Consider the following 21,397-nt stretch of genomic DNA (forward strand, 5'->3'; position numbering starts at 1 on the left):
ACAAGTAGAAAAAAAAAGGCAACAATAGTTAAGTTGCGAAAAGCAAGGGACTGTAGTTCAATTGGTTAGAGCACCGCCCTGTCACGGCGGAAGTTGCGGGTTCGAGCCCCGTCAGTCCCGTTAAAAAGTGGTAAGTTACAGATAAGGGGCGTATTGTAATACGCCCCTAATTGTTTTTTTGTGTGAAAGAGAGAATTAACTGTGAGTGTTAGAGTTCGTATTGCTCCGAGTCCAACTGGAAATTTACATATTGGTACAGCCAGAACTGCTGTATTCAATTATTTATTTGCCCGTCACCACGGCGGGAAGTTTATCCTGAGAATTGAAGATACAGATTTAGAGCGATCGCGCCCCGAATACACCGATAATATCCTCAGTGGACTACGCTGGCTGGGATTGAACTGGGATGAAGGGCCATTTTTTCAATCTCAACGCCTACATCTTTACAGAGAAGCAGTACAAAAACTGCTAGATCAAGGATTAGCTTATCGTTGCTACACCACATCAGAAGAACTAGATGCACTGAGAGAAGCGCAAAAAGCTAGAAACGAAGCTCCCCGCTACGATAACCGTCACCGTAATCTGACTCCAGAACAACGCGCCGCTTTTGAAGCTGACGGACGTTCCGCTGTCATTCGCTTCAAAATTGACGACGGACGGGAAATAGTCTGGAATGACTTAGTAAGAGGTCAAATGTCTTGGCGCGGAAGTGATTTGGGTGGTGATATGGTCATCGCTCGTGCTTCTGCTGAAGGGATTGGTCAACCACTGTATAACTTTGTCGTCGTTGTCGATGATATTGATATGCAAATTACTCATGTCATTCGCGGAGAAGACCACATAGCCAACACCGCTAAACAAATTTTGTTGTATGAAGCTTTAGGTGCAAAAATCCCTGAATTTGCCCATACACCACTAATTTTGAATCAAGAAGGACGCAAACTTTCCAAGCGGGATGGAGTAACTTCTATTTCTGACTTTGAGAAAATGGGTTTTACTGCTGAAGGTCTGGTTAATTATATGACCTTGTTGGGTTGGTCGGCTCCAGATTCTACTCAAGAAATCTTCACGTTGGAAGCAGCAGCCAAAGAATTTACCTTTGAGCGTGTGAATAAAGCCGGGGCTAAATTCGACTGGGATAAATTGGATTGGTTGAATAGTCAATATGTCCATAATATGCCAGTAGATCAACTCACAGATTTGCTCATACCTTTCTGGGAAACTGCTGGATATACATTTTCGGGTGGTAGAGAGCGTCCTTGGTTAGAGCAACTAGTCAGTTTAATTGCTGCTAGTCTGACTCGCTTGGTGGATGCTGTAGCCATGAGCAAAATGTTTTTTACCGATGGGGTAGAATTAACCGAAGAAGGTTCGGCTCAACTCCAGCAAGAAGGGGTAAAAGCGACACTGCAAGGTATTATTACAGCTTTGGAAAATCAATCAGAACTGTCAGCAGATAGCGCTCAAGAAATAATTAAACAAGTGGTGAAAGAGCAAAAAGTCAAAAAAGGCTTAGTTATGCGATCGCTCCGAGCCGCCTTAACAGGAGATGTACATGGCCCGATCTCATCCAATCATGGCTATTACTAAATCAAATCGGTTTAGATAAACCTCGGTTAAATCAAGCAATAATTTAGGTGACAGGTGACAGGTGACAGTAAGAAGGGAATAGGGAATAGATAGAAAGTTATTCCCCTCTGCTGCCCCCTGACTCCTGGGAACTTGGTATGTAAAATCTATGTCTTAAAAATTACTTAGAAATGAATGTAATGCAATGCCTAGAAAAGCGCTCAATATAAGAATTAAATTATCATTGATGATAGTTACACTCTGCATCACACCGATAATTGATAAGATTGCTAATGCTCAAGAAGCGCCACCAATTTTTGGGGATATCACCATCAAACCCAAATTTTCACCCGATCCTTTGAAAGTGCGGGGGATGAGTGGTGGTTCAGTGAGGGCAAGCGAAGTGGGTGGGAAAGAAACCCCAACAGGCCCTTGCGCTGGCTTTGTAGATCAAGCCCCAGATCATACACTGAAATTAATAAGTAAATTCGATTACCTAAAAGTGCAAGTAGAAAGTCCAGCGGACACCACCATGATTATTAAAGGCCCTGGTGGTGTTTGGTGCAATGATGATTTTCATGGTAAAAATCCCGGCATTGTGGGTGAGTGGTTGAAAGGAACTTACCAAATTTGGGTCGGTTCCTACGAAAAAGGAAAATATTTACCCTACACTTTAAAAATCACAGAAGTTAAGTAGGTCAACGAATTTTAGATTTTGGATTTTGGATTTTGGATTTGTTTCATCCACAAGAGACGGAGTCTTGTCCAGATATATACCTTCTGGAGCAGGAGTGCCAAAAATATAAAATCTGCTTTTTGAAGTCTAAACCTATAACTGTTAAAGGTTTCACTCGTTTTGAGGATAAGAGAAGGACGGGGAAAAAACTCACCTTGTCTCGACAATCCTGCATTTGTATTAAAATGAGAATTAAGTTAACTTTAATTAAGATTTTTGATAAGCGTGACGGATCTGCCATAGGGACTTAATAGCCTTTTGGTTATCCCCAAACGGTGATCAGACATCCAATTAAACAAAATGGATTTATAAACATCCGTTACACAGCAGCGTCACCAATCCAGGAAAAACGAAAGATCGAAGTTGACAACTTGATACTTTTGAAACTGGGTATTTGGTGAATAAAGCTAATTAGTCGTATTGGCATCTAGAGGTAAATTAAAAGATGAAATTCTCTTGGAAAGTCGTAGCACTCTGGTCAGTGCTTGCTTTGGTAATTGGCTTTTTCTTCTGGCAAGGAGCTTTTGCAAATGTTCCTGCGGATACAAGTAAGAATGCGGCTAATACTCGCATGACTTATGGTCGCTTTTTAGAATACTTAGATGCAGACCGCGTCACCAATGTGGATCTTTACGACGGTGGTAGAACCGCGATTATCGAAGCTAATGACCAAGATATCGAAAACCGCATCCAACGTTGGCGGGTAGATTTACCTATTAATGCTCCTGAGTTAATTAACAAACTCAAAGAACACAAAGTCAGTTTTGATGCTCATCCCATGCGTAATGATGGCGCAATCTGGGGATTGTTGGGTAATCTTGTATTCCCAGTATTATTGATTACTGGTTTATTCTTTTTGTTCCGTCGCTCTAACAACCTCCCTGGTGGCCCTGGCCAAGCGATGAATTTCGGTAAATCCCGCGCTCGTTTCCAAATGGAGGCGAAAACTGGGGTAAAATTCGATGATGTCGCTGGGATTGAGGAAGCGAAAGAAGAACTGCAAGAAGTTGTGACTTTCCTCAAACAGCCAGAAAGATTTACTGCTGTTGGCGCTCGGATTCCCAAGGGTGTGCTGTTAATTGGCCCTCCTGGTACTGGTAAGACTTTACTAGCAAAAGCGATCGCAGGTGAAGCGGGTGTACCATTCTTTTCTATATCTGGTTCTGAGTTTGTAGAAATGTTTGTGGGTGTGGGTGCTTCCCGTGTCCGCGACTTGTTCAAGAAAGCTAAAGACAATGCTCCTTGTATCATCTTTATTGATGAAATCGACGCTGTAGGTCGTCAACGGGGTGCAGGTATCGGTGGTGGTAATGATGAAAGAGAACAAACTCTCAACCAGCTGCTGACCGAAATGGATGGTTTTGAAGGTAATACTGGCATTATTATTATTGCTGCTACCAACCGTCCTGATGTTTTAGACTCTGCGTTATTACGTCCCGGTCGTTTTGACAGACAAGTAACTGTTGACGCACCCGACATTAAAGGACGTTTAGAAGTTCTAGAAGTCCATGCACGGAACAAGAAATTAGATCCTAGTGTATCCTTGGAAGCGATCGCCCGGCGTACTCCTGGATTCACCGGCGCAGATTTAGCTAACCTCCTCAACGAAGCTGCAATTCTCACCGCTAGAAGACGTAAAGAAGGCATTACCCTGCTTGAAATTGATGATGCAGTGGATAGGGTAGTAGCTGGTATGGAAGGCACTCCTTTGGTAGACAGCAAGAGTAAGCGCTTGATTGCTTACCATGAAATCGGTCACGCTTTGGTGGGTACTTTGTTAAAAGACCATGACCCAGTACAGAAAGTTACCCTGATTCCTAGAGGACAAGCACAGGGTTTAACCTGGTTTATGCCTAACGAAGAACAAGGTTTAATTTCTCGTTCTCAACTCAAAGCCAGAATTACTGGTGCTTTGGGTGGTCGTGCAGCGGAAGAAGTCATCTTTGGTGCTTCTGAAGTTACCACTGGTGCAGGTGGAGATTTGCAACAGTTGTCAGGAATGGCACGACAAATGGTAACACGGTTTGGGATGTCTGATTTAGGTCCCCTTTCACTGGAAAGCCAACAGGGAGAAGTGTTCCTGGGTCGTGACTGGACAACACGTTCAGAGTATTCTGATTCTATTGCTGCTCGGATTGATGCTCAAGTCAGAGCGATCGCAGAAGAGTGTTACGATAACGCTAAAAAGATTATCCGTGAACATCGCAGTGTTACAGATCGTTTGGTTGATCTGTTGATTGAAAAAGAAACCATTGACGGTGAAGAGTTCCGTCAGATTGTTGCTGAGTACACAGTCGTACCAGATAAGTCACAGTTTGTACCGCAACTGTAATTTTTAATTAGATTTGAAATTGATGGGGATGGTTGATACCGTCCCTTTTTTTTTCGATTTGTGAAACAAAACCGAAAATAGGAGCGTGGAATTCATCAGACAATTGCGGCTTTGTCAAGGTTATAATTATAGAGAAATGCTAAAAACGGAATAAATATGATCCAAATTATTCTGGATTCAGAACAAGAAAAGTTATTGAAGGAACAGTTACAAACTGGTAAATATCTTAACGGGTGACAAGGGGGTTGAAGATGAGATGTGGCAATAATTTGAGAAAATAAGGGGGGGGAAAAATAGGGGCAAGGAAGCCCCCAAAACAAAAAAAATGTTACCACATAGGGCTTCGCCCCGCCAAAGGCGTACATATCAAACAATTTTCCGAAAGCATTTGAGTGAACAGCAGTATTTAACACTGGAGATATTGTTGCTATTGATACAAGCTCATCGCCAGGTAAAACTGTCAAAATTGGCAAGTTTGTTTCCCCAACCAATTCAATATGAAAGCAGGAAACGCAATCTACAAAGATTTTTAGCAATAGGGAAACTCTGCGTAAAATTATTATGGTTTCCGTTGATAAAATATTGGATTAGACAATCGTTAACACCAAAACAACTGAATCGAGAACAGCGCCGTTATTTTCAAAAAAAGCAATATCAAAAATATGGTTATTGGATGGTGGCACTGGATAGAACACAGTGGAAAGGAAGAAATATATTTATGGTAACATTGGTATGGGGTACTCATGCCCTACCATTATATTGGGAAACATTAAATCATGTTGGAAACAGTAATTTACAAACCCAGAAAAGATTGATAAAGACGGCAATAAAGTTGTTGAAAAAATGTCGAATTGTGGTGTTAGCGGATAGAGAATTTCATAGCCCAAAAGCTCGCTAAATGGCTTGAGGAGCAAGGAGTATACTTTGCTTTACGTCAGAAGAAAAACCTCTATTTTCAAGAACAAACAGGACTTGAATATAAAGTTTTGAAAAATCAAGGATTTAAGCCAGGAATGTCGAAGTTTTATGAGAAAGTTAAATGTGGCAAAGGGGATGAATTAGGCTTATTTAATATTGCTGTTTATTGGAAGAGAAAATATAGAAATAAAGGACCAAAAGAACCTTGGTATATCTTGACAAATCTGCCAAATCTTAAACAAACTCTATGTCTCTATAGATGCCGATGGGGAATTGAGCAATTCTTTAAGGATAGTAAAACTGGTGGTTATAATTTAGAGGATACTAAAGTCAATGAAACACGTTTTTTAGCTTTAGTATTATTGATTATCATTGCTTATAGTTTGGCTACTATGCACGGTCAACGGATGAAAAAACTAGGTATAGAAACTTATGCCGGACGTATTCAACAACATCTGGACAAGTACCCACGCCAGAGTCATTTTAGCTTTTCTCTCTACGGACAACTCTGGATTTATGGCATGGAATTATGGGCTGATTTAGCTCTGAACTTAATCGAGCTCAAGCCTCATAAACGCCTCTTTTTTCAACGTGGCTTTCAGGCTCTATCCCTTATGAAACAAGCTGTTTAGCTACCTTGTCACCCGTTAAGGGTAAATATAAAACACCTAATGAAGTGATTACCGATGCTTTAAAAACTTTAGCCCAAAGACAGCATCTCAATCAAGAAAGTCAAATAATTACGGCTCTTCATTACCTATTATGCCAAATTATTAGCAGTAGGCATAAAATACTATTAAAAAACATATTAAAAACTGACTAAAAGTCTTACAGGTATTGACATATGAACAATATATATTGTTAAGTATAAATACAATTAACCGTATTTTTAGATAAAGTTAGAGTTATGACTGGCAAAAGAGATATTAAAATTCTCACAGAGCTTCTTGATTTAGATGATGTAAAAGTCATATCACATCGTCTTCATAGTGGGATTGGAATGATTTTACAAACCGAATCAAAAAAGTCATATGGTACTTGCCCCAACTGTGGCACAAAAAGCCATAAATTACATCAAAACCATCACCACATTATTAAAGACTTACCTTTTGGAGAAAAGCCAGTATTTTTAGAAATTAATAGACGACAGTTCAAATGTGCTGTATGTAAAAAACCGTTTAGCGAAGACCTAGATTTTGTCAGAAAAAAAAGGACTTTTACAAAGCGACTGGCACATAAGACAATACAAGAAGTTTTAGAGAATGATATTCATAGTGTAGCGTCAAAAGGTATAGTGACAACGGAAGAAATAGAACGGATGCTAAAAGATGCATCCGAAACATTACCCAATTTAAAACCTCTGAACTTAAAAAGACTTGGACTTGATGAAATAGCTCTGATTAAAGGCAAAGGTAATTACTGTGCAGTCTTAATAGATTTAGATACATCTCAACTAATTACTATATTAAATGGACGTACGCAAGAAATAATCAAGAAAACTTTTATGGAATGGGGATTTGAGGTTTTAGAACAAATAGAAGAAGTCAGTATAGATTTGTGGCAAGGCTATAAAAATTTAGTCATAGAATTAATGCCAAATGCCCAGGTAGTAGCAGATAGATTTCATGTAATGGCACAGATAAATAAAGAACTAGATACACAAAGAAAAAAAGAAAAACGCAGCGTAGAAGAGTTAATTAAAAAAGCAAATTCAGCAGAAGAAAAATCTAAATATGAACAAATATTATCAGGTCTGAAAAATAGTAAATATCCCTTACTTAAGAATGAAGAGAATTTAAATGAGGAGCAATTACACAAACTTATTCAAGTTCAAAATGTATCCCCTGTATTGAAAGTAATGCATGAACTGAAAGAGAAAATTAGAACGATTTTTAATAATACTCGTGATTGGTATACGGGAGTCTTTAAACTGGGTATGTGGCTATCAAAAGCTAAAAAATATTTCCCAAATAGTAACAATACTATTATTCGTTGGTTTGATGAAATTATTGCTTACTTTGATAACCGAACAACTAGTGGTACTGTAGAAGGAATTAATAACAAACTTAAGCTGATCAAACGTTCTAGTTATGGGTTTAGAAACTTTGACAATTTCCGAGTTAGATGTTTACTTAATTGGCATCTATATTATTAGTTTAGCATAGCAACTACTGAAGAGCCATAATTACAATTCTCTCAGGAGAAACAGCACAAAAATTACTAGAGGATAAAATTAAAATGACGCAGGAAATAAAGAAGAATTATCAAACAGATACCCACAGACAAAAATTAGCTGAAGAATTTAGTCAATTATGTCAAGAAATCCAGGAATTGCACGCTGATAATCCTTTAACTGATGCAGAAATTGATGGAGAAATTGCAGCTTATCGGAGAGGAGAATGATAATTATCATAGATACTAATATTTTAGTATCTGCGGCAATATCTGGAAGAAAACCAGAATCTGTTATTAATTGGATTATTAATCAACCTGATTATCAATGGATAGTTTCAGAAGAGATTTTAGCAGAGTATCAGCAGGTGTTAAATAGACGCAAATTTAAATTAACAGACTATTTCGCTTTTTGCAGAATTAGTAATAAGAGATTTCTGAAGAGGATTACAATTTAAATTATCTATATTTCCTGCTACTTATGACTGATTTTAATAACTATATTCAAGACTTACAGGACAATATTAAACGTGGTGGAGAACGTAGTCATTACCCTAGTTTACAGCGTCTGATTGAAGGTTTAATGATTGGTATTAATGCCAGAATTGAAGAAAAGGGTAATCAAGAAGGTATTCCTGATTTTACTATCAGAAGGAATGACAGAGTTTTGGGATATATAGAAGCTAAGGATATTAATGTTGATTTAAGTAAAACAGAAAAAATAGAGCAACTAAAGCGTTATTTAGAATCAAATATTGGTTATAATTTGATTTTAAATAATTATCTAGAATTTCGTTGGTATGTCGATGGAGAATGTGAAAAAACTGCAAAATTAGCTGATTTAGAACAAGATGAGATTATTCTGGTTGATGATTTACAACCTATCACAGAATTACTGCAATTATTTCTTGATCAAAAAGCCAAAGATATTAATAACTATTATGATTTGGCTCAAGAAATGGCAGCTTATACTAAAACTATTAGAAATGCGATTGAATCAGCTTTAGATATAGAAGAAAGCATCGACCAATTAAATCAATTAAAAGAAACATTTAAAACAATATTGATTCTGGATATAGATAATCAACGATTTGCTGATATGTATGCTCAAACTATTGCTTATGGTTTATTTACTGCGAGAATTAGTCATGCACAAAATCCCGGACAATTTACATTTAACCGGACAACCGCAAGTATTTATATTAGTGATAGAATCCCTTTTTTGAAAGGTTTATTTGATATAGTTGTTGCGACAGATAGTGTCAGCAAAATTCACAAGTCAATTGAAAATTTAGTAGAATTATTAAATACAGTTGACATGACCAATATTTTAGAAACCTTTGGTCGAGAAACCCGCACAGAAGACCCGGTTATTCATTTCTATGAAACATTTTTAGCTGCTTATCAATCTTCATTAAGAAAAAGTAGAGGAGTTTATTACACTCCTGAACCTGTAGTTAATTTTATTGTGCGTGCGGTTAATGATATTTTAGTGGATGAAGAAATTTTTGATCTACAACATGGTTTAGGAAATCGTCGAGTCACAATTCTTGACCCCGCAACAGGAACAGGAACTTTTTTATATGCAGTTATTAAACAAATTCGGGATAATGTCGCTAAATATGGAATTGATAAATGGAATACATTTTTAAGAGATGCAAAACTTGTCAATCGTCTTTTTGGGTTTGAGTTATTAATGACTCCCTACACTATTGCACATTTAAAATTAGGTTTATTATTAGAAGATTTAGGTTATAAGTTTGCACCAGAAGAAAGATTAAAGGTTTATTTAACTAATGCGTTGGAAGCAGGAATAAAACAAGGTGATTTGATTCCAGGAATCACACAAATTATTGCTGAAGAATCCAGTCAAGCGGGAAAAGTAAAAAGCGAAATTCCTGTTATGGTGGTATTAGGAAATCCTCCCTATTCTGTTAGTTCCCAAAATGCGAGTAAACGCAAAAGAATCTTAAATCAAGAAGAACGATATTTAGCTGATGTTGAATATACGGGTTCAGTTTGGAATCGGATTTATAAAACCGGAAAAGCTGGTAAAACCATTACTGAATTAACCCATATTGGGGAACTTTTGGAATTATATAAAGGTAGGGTGAGGTTAGAAAAAGAAAAGAATATCCAACCTTTAGATGATGATTATATTAGATTTATTCGTTTTGCTCAATATCAAATTCAAAAAACACCTAAAGGTTATGGAATTATTGGTTTTATTACTAATCATTCCTATCTCAATGGTTTAATTCATCGAGGTATGAGAGAGGAGTTATTAAAGTATTTTGATACATTATATATTATGGATTTACATGGTAATTCTTTATTAAAAGAAACTACACCAGATGGAAATGTTGACCAAAATGTTTTTGATATTCAACAAGGGGTATCTATTCTAATTGCTGTGCGAGAAAAAAGCGAACCTGATTATTTTTCTACTGCTTATAAATCCAGAGATGGAATTAAAGAAATCGCAAAAGTGTTATATTATGATCTGTGGGGAAGTCGTGAGGATAAATATCTGTTTTTAGAATCTGCAAGTTTAAATAATGTTGATTGGATAGAGTTACAACCAACTGCACCTAATTACTTCTTTGCACCGAAAGATTTTGATTTAGCTACAGAATATAATCAAGGTTGGAGTGTTGCAGATATTTTTCCTATAAATTCTAGTGGAATTAAGACACATAGAGATCACTTTGTAATTGATTTTGATAAACAGGTTTTATTGAATCGTATAAAAGATTTTTTAAACTTAAATAATACTCAAGATGAGATTGAAACCAAGTATTCTTTAAAAGAATCTGGTAATTATAATTTGGCAAAAGCCAGACAATTACTAATTAAAGTAGATATTGAAACATTAATTTATCCTATATTATATCGTCCTTTTGATACAAGATATATTTTTTTTAGTGAAGTTTTCTGTGAAAGACTCCGAAAAGAGGTTATGAATAATTTGATATTAAATAACTTCGCTTTGATTTTGTCTCGTCAGCAAAAGGAGATAGGATTTAAACATTGTTTAGTAACCAATACTATTGGTGATGGTAATACAATGTCAGTTAATTCCAGAGAATATAACTATTATTTCCCTCTTTATACTTACCCCAATACAGAAAATGCTCAAACAAACCTTTTTATAGAAAGAACTCCTAATTTATCACCAAAATTCTTAGAAGCCATCAAAAACAAACTCGGTAAAATACCAACTCCAGAAGAAATATTTTACTATGCTTATGCTATTTTTCATAGTCCTACCTATCGCACTAGATACGCAGAATTTCTGAAGATTGATTTTCCTCATCTTCCCTTAACCAGTAACCAAAAACTTTTTCATGAATTAGCTATCAAAGGAGAAGAATTAGTAAATTTACATTTGATGAAATCTGATAGACTCAATAATTTAATTACAACCTATCAAGCAATAGAAGATAATCAAGTTAGCGAAGTTACGTATAATTTAGAATTGCAAAGAGTTTATATAAATAAACAGAATTATTTTACAGATATTCCTCAACACATTTGGGAATTTAAAATTGGTGGATATCAAGTATTAGATAAATGGTTAAAAGATAGAAAAAACGCCAGTCTTGTATTATCGGAAGATGAAGTTATACAATATCAAAAAATTGTTGTCGCTTTAACAGAAACATTGCGGTTAATGCAGGAAATTGATACTTTAATTCCTAGTTTTCCCATAGAATAAATATTCATGATCAAATTTTAGGTTGGGTTAAGCGAATAGCGCAACTCAACCAAATCATAAAAATGTTGGGTTTCCTTATGTCAACCCAACCTACGCAATTATAAATTCAACAGTTTTGTTTGCAATTTAAAATATTTCACTTACATTAATATTCACATCAGGAAAAGCTAAAATTGATAAAACTTGATTATTTACAAATTTCTGTACATCTTGATAAACTCCCTGAAGAGGATTTCGATAAACTTCTATAATTTCCTGATTAACATCCACTAACCAAACTTCGGTAATATTCGCTTCTGCATACAAAGGAATTTTTATTTCTCTATCATATTTTACCGTTGTATCGGCAACTTCTATTAACAAAAATATATCTTCTGGTTGGGGGTGTGAAGTTCTATAAAAATCTGGACGCGGTTTCAATAATGCTATATCTGGTTGTGGTTCAGAAGTTTCATCCAATTCTATGGGATTCTGCGGTGCAAGAACTATTTGCTTTCCCAGAAGCTGAATCAGTAGATTGACTAATCTATTTACACAACCTGCGTGTCTCGTCCCAATAGGTGACATATCAATCATTTCCCCCCGAATTAATTCTACTCGGTCATTTTCTGTTAAAATTCCAGATTCAGCCATTTGATGATATTGCTGAACGTTAAATTGGTGTCTGACTAAACTTAGAGTCATTGTCACCTCCGCTTTAATTTAATATTTGATTTGATTTGAAAAAAACAAAAATACGAAATATCTAATTTCGTATTGTATTTAAATATAGCAAATTTCCCAAAATACTATGAATAGCAAAAGCAAATTATTAACTATTGTCGCTATCACTCTCACAACTTCTATTTTCACAGTGGGAATGGTGACTGCACAGACAAAATTAACCAGTCAATCAAAAGTGACTATTAATGGTATTGGTGCGGTAAAAGCAGGGATGAATCTTCCTGAAGCTGCTGGTGCTGCTGGTGTTCGTTTATATATTTCCGCTTCTCCAAGTGATGGCTGTTACTATCTTCAAGGAGAAGGAGAACTCAAAGATATATCATTTATGGTGACAAAAGATGATGCTAAAAGTCGTCAGAAATATGTCACGAGTGATGTTATTGCTAGGGTGGATATAGATGATCCAAGAGTTACTACAGTTTCAGGTGCAAAAATTGGTGATACTGAAGCGAGAATTAAATCTCTTTATCCTGGACAAATTAAAGTTACACAACATGAATATATTCAAAAGGGACATTACCTAACTTTAATACCCAAGGATAAGGCTGACCAAAATTATAGAGTTGTTTTTGAAACTGATGGTCAGCGGGTAACTAGGTATAGATCAGGTAAATTACCAGAAGTTGAATTTGTAGAGGGATGTAGTTAAAATTTGGTAATTTCTAAAATTTACATCTCAGTTATAGGATTTATGCAAAATGTGCTTGAAAATCTTATTCTTTCGTAGGGGTAATTCATGAATTACCCCTACTTTGGTTCTGTTTTGCGTAAGTCCTGAGTTACTATCTTTCTACATCTTTTATTTCTTTGGGAACTCCCGCAGTTAATACTTCATGTCCATTTGCGGTGACTAAGACATCATCTTCAATCCTAATCCCAATCCCTACCCACCGGGGGTCAATTTCTGGTTGATCTTCTGCGGGTTTGGTGTCGGGAACTATATAAAGTCCTGGTTCTATTGTTAGCACTTGTCCTGGTTGTAGAAGTTGGGGGTTTTCTCCATGTTGATAAACACCAACATCATGAACATCTAAGCCTAACCAATGACTGGTGCGGTGCATATAAAATGGTTTATATTTTTCCTCTTCTATTAATTTGTCAATTTCTCCTTTGAGTAAACCAAGTTCTACTAAACCTTCTGTGAGGATGCGGACGGCGGTATTATGGGGTGCGTTGAAGGCATTTCCTGGTTGGACTTGTGCGATCGCTTGTTTTTGTGATTCTAGTACAATTTCATATAATGCTTTTTGTTCTGCTGTAAATTTTCCCCCCACTGGAAATGTCCGCGTAATATCAGAGTTGTAGTAGTTATAGGCACAACCTGCATCAATTAGCAGCAATTCGTTTTCCTGCATTTGGCAATTATTTTCAATGTAATGCAGCACGCAAGCATTTTTCCCAGCCGCGACAATAGAAGGATATGCTGGCCCCATTCCACCCCGTAATCGGAAAATACGTTCCATCTCTGCTTGGATTTCGTATTCATAACGTCCAGGTGCGGTAATTTCTAAGGCGTGGTTGTGCGCTTCTACAGCAATATCTGCCGCTTTTCGCATCATGTCTAATTCTGTCTCACTTTTATGCAATCTCATACTGTGCAAGACAGTAATGGTATCTTGAATAGCAATTGGCCCTGTCCCGCGTTTGGGATAAGTCCGCAGGAGATTTTGATAATGTTTGAGAATTTTGTCATTGAAATTGCGATCGCGTCCTAGATGATAATAAATGCGATCGCTTTTTTCTAAATATTGGGGTAACTTCTCATCTAACTCCGCAATCGGGTAAGCCGCATCTGCACCATAAAATTCCTTCGCTGCATCTACCCCACAGCGATAACCACTCCAAACTTCCTTTTCCCTATCCTTGGGTTGAACAAACAGCACAAACCGATGTTCTGGGTGATGAGGTGCTAACACCGCTACAGCTTGAGCCTCATTAAACCCAGTCAAGTAAAAGAAATCACTATCTTGACGATAATTATACTCAACATCGTTGTGCATCACAGCAGTTGGCGCACTCCTAAAAATGGCTGTACCAGCACCTATTTTCGCCATTACCTGGTCACGACGTTGCCGATATTCTGTTTGCATAACTAATTTACTGTTGAATTTATAGTAGTGTTTTTTACTTTAGTAACTAAAAGTATCTCTATTAATAGTTACTTATCTCAGTTATTTTAGCCAATTTTTACTTTATCTCATTTTTTACTGTCACTCACAAATATAGTCATCATAGTCATCATCTTTGATTTGTTTGTAACTCCTTGAGAATTGCGATCAAGATAATTGTCAAAAAACCAGGATTTTATGATTAAACAATGACATTAATAAACAATATCAAAAATCTATTTTGATCATTAAGATATTATTTTTATTTTTGACAAAAGCAATTTTCAAACAGTAGAGATTTATCTGCAAATAATGACATTTGCTAAAAAGAATTAGCCGAATGTTTATTATTTACAGAATCTTTATTGTAAACAAATTAAAACTTTATATTAATTACCCATAAAAACACACCATGTTTCAAGCAGCAACTCGCTCAGGATTATATTCAAAAGAACTAGCAGTATCAGGATTACAATCTCTCGAAAAATCACAAGCTTTGACAACATCTCTTGATACGCAACTTCCTAATAGTTCTGCACCTCAATCACAAGAAGATTCAATATTTCCTATCCCACTTGATTCATTACCCTCATTGCCAGTAGGTAGCGCCAACCCCAACCCTAATCCTTACCTAACTAGCGCCGCAATTGTTCCTGATTTTAACGGTGATGGTAAAACAGATAAACTGTGGGTGAATGTGCAAACCGGTGAAATTTTAGTTCGCCTGATGGATGGGACAAGAGTCGTAGAACAGGCTTCTTTAGGTCAATATGACTTAACCACCTGGAGTTATGAAACTGCTGATTTTAACAGCGATAATAAAACCGACTTCTTGCTACGCAACCAACAAACAGGTGAGAATGTTGTTGTGCTAATGGATGGCGCAAGAGTGTCTAGTTTCCTGAACTTAGATAGAGTAGATCCAGGTTGGTCTGCGAACATTGGCGATTTCAATGGCGATCGCAAAACCGACATCTTCTGGCATAATGCTCAAACAGGTGAAAACGCCATTTGGCAAATGGATGGAACCACTGTAGTTAGTGCCACCATTCTCGAAACCACAGATGTAGCCTTAACTGCAACCATTGTCGATTTCGACGGTAACGGCAAGAGTGACATCTTCTGGCGCAACAACACCAGCGGCGAGAATATCGCTTGGTTCATGGATGGTAGCCAAGCCACCCCATATAACTTGCAATCACAGGATGCATCCTGGACAACTAGCCTAGGCGATTTTAACGGCGATTTCAAGACAGACATCTTATGGCGCAACTCCCAAACAGGTGAAAACAAGATTTGGACAATGAATGGCATCTTCGTTACCGAAGGCGTTGTCAACACACTTGGCGCAGAATGGACATCCAGCATTGGTGATTTCAACGGCGATGGCAAAACTGACATCTTCTGGCATAATTCCACCACAGGTGCAAACACAGCTTGGTTGATGGATGGTACACAAGTGAGTTCTGAAGCCTTCCTACCCAGCAATAGCGTAGGTTTGACATCATCCCTTGGCGATTTCAACGGCGATGGCAAAACCGATATCTACTGGCGTGATCAACAAACAAGTGCAGACACCATCTGGACTATGAATGGTACTCTAGCAACTGAAGCTCCTGTTACTGAAGCAGATAAGCTGACTCCAGAATGGTATACCGCTTAAATTGGTAATAGGTAATAGGTAATTGGTGATGGGTAATTGGTTTTTTCCCATTACCAACCTATACTCAAAACGGCGAGAAACTTTACTTTTTTATAATAATATGACGCACCGCACTAATATAGGATTCCAAAAGCCTGAAACTAGGTAATTTTGTGCATACATATCAGCAGTTAGGGGTTTAGCACTGCTAGACTCCTAATAGTCCTAATGCAACAGGAAACTACATTCTGGTATCAGGTACAAAACTAAAAAATATGTTGAACAGCTATTCACTCAATCGAATCTCTAGCATTATCTTCATTGATTCCTCAGTTTCCGACTACCAAACCCTACAGACGGGAGTTGTTGACGGAGTAGAAACGGTTATTCTGTCCCCAAATCGAGACGGAATTGTAGAAATTACCGAATTTTTACAAAATCATCCCCAAATTACCTCTATTCACATCGTTTCTCACGGTTCTACGGGATGTTTGTATTTAGGAAATAGTCAACTGAATTTAGACAATATTAGTAAATATGCTGCTTTATTACAGCGTTGGCAAAGCAATAGCATATTACTCTATGGTTGTAACGTCGCTGAGGGGGATGCAGGGGAAGAATTTATTCACAAATTACATAAGATTACCAACGCAACCATTAGCGCAACCGCAACGAAAACGGGAAATGCAGCATTAGGGGGAAATTGGGAATTAGAAGTTAATGTTCCTGAAACAAACTGTCATTCTGACCGGAACGCACTCATAAACTGTCATTCTGACCGGAACGCAGTGGAGGGAAGAATCTCGACAGATGCTGAAGTCTTACCGCTTCCATACTCCCGTTGAACTAAGAAGTAAATGTCTAGACTTGTCTAGCTTTTATATAGCAGTGTTGACATTGAGTTTTAGATATGCTATTATAAATTTGATGAGGAAGAACTATTATATAAAAAATTGAAAACTTTGAGAAATCGCTGAACTATTAGTAGGCGATTTTCTAGTAAATGTGTAGGTTGGGTTGACGTTAGGAAACCCAACATTTACGGACTTTTGTTGGGTTGTGCTGTCGCTTAACCCAACCTACCTGATTTAAATCTCTACCCGATTTAGCTAGAACTTGTAACTTAAAATCTGAATTTCAGTATTTTCCGGTAAAGCCTTGGAATTAATCGCCACAGCATCACCATTGCTGCGTCGCACATTGACACCAGGCATCAAAGCCAAAAAATCATCTACTGGTGTAATATCGCAACTAGCTGCATCTGCTGCTTGGGTGCGGTAATGGGTAGGAATTACTAACTTTGGATTTAACACACCAACTGCCTGTTTTGCTTCTTCAGCATTGTAAGCTTTAGCGCTACCACCTACAGGAACTAATGCCACATCGGGACGACCTGTAAGGATTTTTTGCTCAATGGAAATAGGTGCAGCTGCGCCCCCTAAATGTAAGATATTAATTCCCCCTTGGTTCCACTTCCAGGCGGTATTTTTACCGAATTGTCTGCCACCTTTGCGGTCATGATCTATAGAAATTCCCTGGAATTTAAGACCTTTAAATTCATAAACTCCTGGTTCATAGATCAGCTTGGGATTTCCTGGTAGTCCTTCTACTGCACCTTCATCTAACAGTTGACTGCTAATCAGCACTAAATCAGCTGCAACTTTGGGGAGTCGATAACCAGCCGTACAGCCGATAGTCCGAAAGGGATTAACGAGAATTTTTACACCCCCACCAGTGAACAGAAAGCAAGTATGACCCAACCACTGAACTGATACACCACTAGATTGGGCTGTAGCTGGAAGATTGGAACCTAAATTAGTCACTAATGCTGTCACCAAACCTGCCCCAGCATAGCCTATCAACTCTCGTCGTTTCATTTAATCACACTCTCGTCTGTAGTTGTTCCAGGAAGTTCCGCAGTAACTGCTTACCCGAAGAAGTCAGTACACTCTCTGGATGAAACTGGACTCCCTGAATGTGAGGATAGTTCCGGTGTTGTACTCCCATAATTGTTCCATCTTCCACCCAAGCGGTGATTTCTAAGACTTCGGGGCAAGTTTCGCGGTCAATCACTAAACTATGATATCTGGTGGCGGTAATAGGATTTTCTAATCCTTGAAAAACCCCAACTCCAGTATGAGATACTTGGGAGGTTTTGCCATGCATCAATTCTGGGGCAGAAACGATTTTACCACCGAATACCTGACCAATACTTTGATGTCCTAAACAAACACCCAAAATGGGAATACTATATCCTAGTTGTGCGATCGCATCTACAGAAATTCCCGCATCTTCTGGACGACCAGGCCCAGGGGAAATTACGATCGCATCAGGCTTTAAATCCCGAATTTCCTCTACAGTTATTTTATCGTTGCGAAAAACTTTCAATTCAGCCGCTACCGGGAAATCTTGGGCTAGTTCCCCCAAATACTGCACCAAATTGTATGTAAAGCTATCGTAATTATCAATGACTATAATCACAATTTTTACCTAATTTCATATGAACTACCCTATCTTACTTCGTTGTAGCTTGCCTTCGCGAAGCAATAGATGGGGTTTCTACGTCCCCTGAAAACAATATTATCCATAATAATATTTCAGCATTTTGGAAGGCGTATTTGCCCAATTTCAAAAATGCCATTCTCAAAGCTAGAAATACAAAACTAATCTAAAAAGTGGTAACAATTAAAGCTACTAAAGGAGGCAGTAATAGTGTCGCAGCTACCAACAAAGATACCAAAGCAGACACAAGCACAGCACCAGCAGCACAGTCTTTAGCAACTTTAGCCAAGTCATGGTAAGTTTGCTTAACTGTTAAGTCAACTAGAGACTCAATAGCCGTATTCACTAACTCCAATGTCAAAACTAAACCGCTAGTAATAGCAATTATGGCTATCTCTACAGATTGTAAATGCAAAAAAATGCTTAAACCAATAGCAAAAGCACAGACACTGAGATGAATACGAAAGTTGCGTTGAGTTTGAAAACTATAGCTGATTCCAGCCCAGGCATACTTAAAACTAACAAATAAATTAGAGGCTATCTGCCAGGAAAGTTCCCGTTCTTTGGACACAAGGGTTGATAAGCGATTTGGTGTAGGAGGTGGCGAAATTTTTTGGGACATAGGCCAGACGATACCAATATTATAGGGTGAGAATCTTGGTTAATTTTAAGAGCTTAATTAACTTTGACGCAATTCTAAAGAATTAGTGACAATAATATTGTCAAAATCGCCACCAAGAGTAAAAATTTGAGCCACACCCACTAATTTAAGTCAATATTAATACTTATCCCATTCAGTAATATAACTTGTTGTTTTAACATTTGCATCAAACTTTCTTCATCTGGATGATCCCAGCCCAGAAGATGCAACAAACCATGAGCAGTTAACCAAGCTAATTCTGTGGTTAAACTATGCCCCTGTTGTTGCGCCTGGGTTTTTGCTGTATCTATAGATACAATTATATCACCTAAATACAAAGGTTGAGAAGCCAGCATTTCCTCACTTTGGGGTAAATCTGCCTCTAAGGAAGCAAAGGCTAAAACATCTGTAGGTTTATCCTGTTGGCGATATTGAGCATTTAGTTCCTGAATTTGGGCATCATTTGTCAAACGTAGCCCTATTTCATAACTTGGTGCAGGTGGAAGATCAGGAGTTAGGATTTCTAACCAGCGATGAAACCAGTTTTCCCAAGTATTGTCAAATACTGTTAAAAGAGTATCCCCCTGACCTGCTGATACTGGGGAAGGCTCATCAAAACAATTTTCTACATATAATTCAACTTTCACCAAGCAGAAACTCTCCTTAGTTACCGAGTTAGGTAAGCCAGACCAACTAAGAGCGTTAACAGCCCTACAGCAGTCAGTGCAAAATGTTTGAGTGATGTACCACCTTTGTTTACCATGTTTCGCATGGCCAGTTTCACATAGCTGGGTTTAGGTTCGGTCGAGGGATATTTGCTCATAGGAATATTTGGTAAGTGGGAAACTCAGCGGCTTTAGCCCTGAGAGTGTCAATTAATGAGATACAAACTTGAATAATAAAACTCTTGTGGTGCGGGCATCTTGCCCGCTAGATATGTACCTCCTCACAGCAAAATCTGCTTTTAACTGCCATGACTATTTACAAATTCCCAAATTATGCGGAATTGCTATCTACTAGTTGATTTTCTTGCCGCAGATAGGCTTGAATGAAAGCATCAATTTCGCCGTTCATGATATCACCAATGGCAGTAGTTTCCGTATTTGTACGCAAATCCTTGACCATTTGATAAGGGTGAAACACATAGTTACGAATTTGGTTTCCCCAGGAAGCTTCCACCATATCACCACGAATTTCGGCAATTTCTTGGGCGCGTTGTTCTTTGGCAATTACCAACAGTTTGGCTTTAAGACGAGCCAGGGCTTTTTCTTTATTTTGCAGTTGGGAACGCTCTTCTGTACAGCGCACAGCTAAACCAGTGGGTAAGTGAACTATCCGCACTGCTGTTTCTACTTTATTGACATTTTGCCCACCTTTACCACCCGACCGAGTTGTGGTAATTTCCAAATCCTTCTCTGGAATGTCTAACTTGACGGTGTTATCTATTTGTGGCATTACTTCCACCCCAGCAAAACTGGTTTGGCGCTTACCGTTAGCGTTAAAGGGAGAAATCCGCACTAAGCGATGAGTACCCATTTCAGAACGCAAGTAACCATAGGCGTAGCGACCGGTAATTTCTAAGGTGGCTGATTTAATTCCCGCTTCATCACCTTCTGACTCTTCAGATAAAATTACCTTGTAGCCATGATCTTCTGCCCAACGGGTGTACATTCGCATGAGCATAAATGCCCAATCTTGAGCGTCTGTACCACCTGCACCTGCATTAATTGTTAAAACTGCGCCTTGAATATCGTAGGGGCCAGAAAGTAACTGTTGTAATTCCCACTGGTCAAGTTCACGGTTCAGCTTGGTGATGGTAGATTCCGCTTCTTGCAAGAGTGATTCGTCGGTTTCTAACTCTAGTAGCTCAATCACCGCCCTGGTATCATCTAAATTGGCGTGCCACCGATAATATTGCTCTAAGTGGTCTTTGAGGTCATTGAGTTCTTGTAGTGTTTGTTGTGCCTGGGTTTGGTCGTCCCAAAATTCTGGCTGGGCTGATATTTGTTCCAAGTCATGAATTTTGGCTTTGAGTGCGGGTACGTCAAAGATAGTCCTGGGTTTTACCCAGGCGGCCAGACAACGTTTCAATTTCGCGTTTGAGTTCTAGGACATCCATATTACTTACTTTAGTTGAGAACGATTTGGATTTTTATCGCTCTTTATGTCTTAGATTTTAGCTGTAAGTTGGACAAATTAGCTAAAATCTGTGGTGTAAATCAGCTTGATGATGAGAAACCGTGGCTCTTGTTGATGAACCACGGTTAGTCTTAGTTAAATGGTGTTGTTTCTGTTGTTATACTAAACACGGTTAGAACTTGGACTTTTCTAAAATTG

Annotated in this window: 17 protein-coding genes, 1 tRNA gene and 2 pseudogenes; 12 read left to right on the forward strand and 8 right to left on the reverse strand. The window is 38.0% G+C overall.

Annotated features, from left to right (window positions below; translation table 11 throughout):
- Positions 1 to 46 precede the first annotated feature (46 nt).
- The 9 genes and pseudogenes from AC012T_RS00190 to AC012T_RS00230 all read left to right on the forward strand — a co-directional run bounded on the left by AC012T_RS00190 (position 47) and on the right by AC012T_RS00230 (position 11,445).
- A tRNA-Asp gene (locus AC012T_RS00190) sits at positions 47 to 120 on the forward strand.
- 81 nt (positions 121 to 201) lie between these two features.
- Positions 202 to 1,637, forward strand: a pseudogene (gene gltX / locus AC012T_RS00195) (glutamate--tRNA ligase).
- Positions 1,638 to 1,774: 137 nt separating this feature from the next.
- Positions 1,775 to 2,266 (forward strand): hypothetical protein, encoded by a 492-nt coding sequence (locus AC012T_RS00200; protein ID WP_487062210.1) that lies wholly within the window; start codon positions 1,775 to 1,777, stop codon positions 2,264 to 2,266.
- 484 nt (positions 2,267 to 2,750) lie between these two features.
- Positions 2,751 to 4,637, forward strand: a complete 1,887-nt coding sequence (gene ftsH2 / locus AC012T_RS00205; RefSeq protein ID WP_487062212.1) for an ATP-dependent zinc metalloprotease FtsH2 — start codon at positions 2,751 to 2,753, stop codon at positions 4,635 to 4,637.
- A 325-nt stretch (positions 4,638 to 4,962) separates the two neighbouring features.
- Positions 4,963 to 6,187 (forward strand): annotated as a pseudogene (locus AC012T_RS00210) (IS4 family transposase).
- A gap of 275 nt (positions 6,188 to 6,462) precedes the next feature.
- On the forward strand, positions 6,463 to 7,710 hold the full coding sequence (locus AC012T_RS00215) for an ISL3 family transposase (protein ID WP_487060023.1): 1,248 nt from the start codon (positions 6,463 to 6,465) through the stop codon (positions 7,708 to 7,710).
- An 83-nt stretch (positions 7,711 to 7,793) separates the two neighbouring features.
- Positions 7,794 to 7,958: a hypothetical protein gene (locus AC012T_RS00220; protein WP_487062214.1), complete on the forward strand. Its 165-nt coding sequence runs from the start codon at positions 7,794 to 7,796 to the stop codon at positions 7,956 to 7,958.
- The gene (locus tag AC012T_RS00225; protein WP_487062216.1) at positions 7,955 to 8,185 is read left to right on the forward strand and encodes a putative toxin-antitoxin system toxin component, PIN family; all 231 of its coding nucleotides are present in this window, start codon (positions 7,955 to 7,957) and stop codon (positions 8,183 to 8,185) included. Before AC012T_RS00220 ends, AC012T_RS00225 begins: the two co-directional genes overlap by 4 nt.
- Before the next feature lie 23 nt (positions 8,186 to 8,208).
- Positions 8,209 to 11,445 carry a type ISP restriction/modification enzyme gene (locus AC012T_RS00230; protein WP_487062218.1) on the forward strand — a complete coding sequence of 1,079 codons (3,237 nt, stop codon included), beginning with the start codon at positions 8,209 to 8,211 and terminating at the stop codon, positions 11,443 to 11,445.
- 126 nt (positions 11,446 to 11,571) lie between these two features.
- Here AC012T_RS00230 and AC012T_RS00235 read toward each other — a convergent pair whose 3' ends face one another.
- Positions 11,572 to 12,129, reverse strand: a complete 558-nt coding sequence (locus tag AC012T_RS00235; protein WP_487062220.1) for a Uma2 family endonuclease — start codon at positions 12,127 to 12,129, stop codon at positions 11,572 to 11,574.
- 106 nt (positions 12,130 to 12,235) lie between these two features.
- Here AC012T_RS00235 and AC012T_RS00240 point away from each other — a divergent pair, with 106 nt between their 5' ends.
- The gene (locus AC012T_RS00240) at positions 12,236 to 12,817 is read left to right on the forward strand and encodes a hypothetical protein (protein ID WP_487062222.1); all 582 of its coding nucleotides are present in this window, start codon (positions 12,236 to 12,238) and stop codon (positions 12,815 to 12,817) included.
- Between the two features lie 133 nt (positions 12,818 to 12,950).
- Here AC012T_RS00240 and AC012T_RS00245 read toward each other — a convergent pair whose 3' ends face one another.
- The gene (locus AC012T_RS00245; protein WP_487062224.1) at positions 12,951 to 14,258 is read right to left on the reverse strand and encodes an aminopeptidase P N-terminal domain-containing protein; all 1,308 of its coding nucleotides are present in this window, start codon (positions 14,256 to 14,258) and stop codon (positions 12,951 to 12,953) included.
- A gap of 430 nt (positions 14,259 to 14,688) precedes the next feature.
- On the opposite strand from AC012T_RS00245, the gene AC012T_RS00250 reads away from it, so the two are divergent.
- Complete coding sequence (locus AC012T_RS00250; RefSeq protein WP_487062226.1) at positions 14,689 to 15,939, forward strand: FG-GAP repeat domain-containing protein; 1,251 nt, start codon at positions 14,689 to 14,691, stop codon at positions 15,937 to 15,939.
- Positions 15,940 to 16,193: 254 nt separating this feature from the next.
- Positions 16,194 to 16,763 carry a DUF4347 domain-containing protein gene (locus AC012T_RS00255; RefSeq protein WP_487062228.1) on the forward strand — a complete coding sequence of 190 codons (570 nt, stop codon included), beginning with the start codon at positions 16,194 to 16,196 and terminating at the stop codon, positions 16,761 to 16,763.
- Positions 16,764 to 17,027: 264 nt separating this feature from the next.
- On the opposite strand, the gene AC012T_RS00260 is transcribed toward AC012T_RS00255, so the two are convergent.
- The 6 genes from AC012T_RS00260 to prfB all read right to left on the reverse strand — a co-directional run bounded on the left by AC012T_RS00260 (position 17,028) and on the right by prfB (position 21,179).
- Positions 17,028 to 17,795, reverse strand: coding sequence for an MBL fold metallo-hydrolase (locus tag AC012T_RS00260; RefSeq protein ID WP_487062230.1), 768 nt, complete (start codon positions 17,793 to 17,795; stop codon positions 17,028 to 17,030).
- A gap of 4 nt (positions 17,796 to 17,799) precedes the next feature.
- Positions 17,800 to 18,399, reverse strand: coding sequence for an anthranilate synthase component II (locus tag AC012T_RS00265; protein WP_487062232.1), 600 nt, complete (start codon positions 18,397 to 18,399; stop codon positions 17,800 to 17,802).
- Between the two features lie 187 nt (positions 18,400 to 18,586).
- Positions 18,587 to 19,042, reverse strand: coding sequence for a diacylglycerol kinase family protein (locus AC012T_RS00270; RefSeq protein ID WP_487062234.1), 456 nt, complete (start codon positions 19,040 to 19,042; stop codon positions 18,587 to 18,589).
- A 140-nt stretch (positions 19,043 to 19,182) separates the two neighbouring features.
- Positions 19,183 to 19,707 carry an rRNA maturation RNase YbeY gene (gene ybeY, locus AC012T_RS00275; protein ID WP_487062236.1) on the reverse strand — a complete coding sequence of 175 codons (525 nt, stop codon included), beginning with the start codon at positions 19,705 to 19,707 and terminating at the stop codon, positions 19,183 to 19,185.
- Positions 19,708 to 19,727: 20 nt separating this feature from the next.
- The gene (locus tag AC012T_RS00280) at positions 19,728 to 19,883 is read right to left on the reverse strand and encodes a DUF3285 domain-containing protein (RefSeq protein WP_487062238.1); all 156 of its coding nucleotides are present in this window, start codon (positions 19,881 to 19,883) and stop codon (positions 19,728 to 19,730) included.
- Between the two features lie 173 nt (positions 19,884 to 20,056).
- Positions 20,057 to 21,179 (reverse strand): peptide chain release factor 2 gene (gene prfB, locus AC012T_RS00285; protein WP_487062240.1). Its coding sequence is split into 2 segments (ribosomal slippage): positions 20,057 to 21,106 and positions 21,108 to 21,179, totalling 1,122 coding nucleotides; the frame shifts between segments, so codons are not numbered across the junction.
- Between the last annotated feature and the right edge of the window lie 218 nt (positions 21,180 to 21,397).

This window comes from Anabaena sp. EIM26, assembly GCF_057568715.1.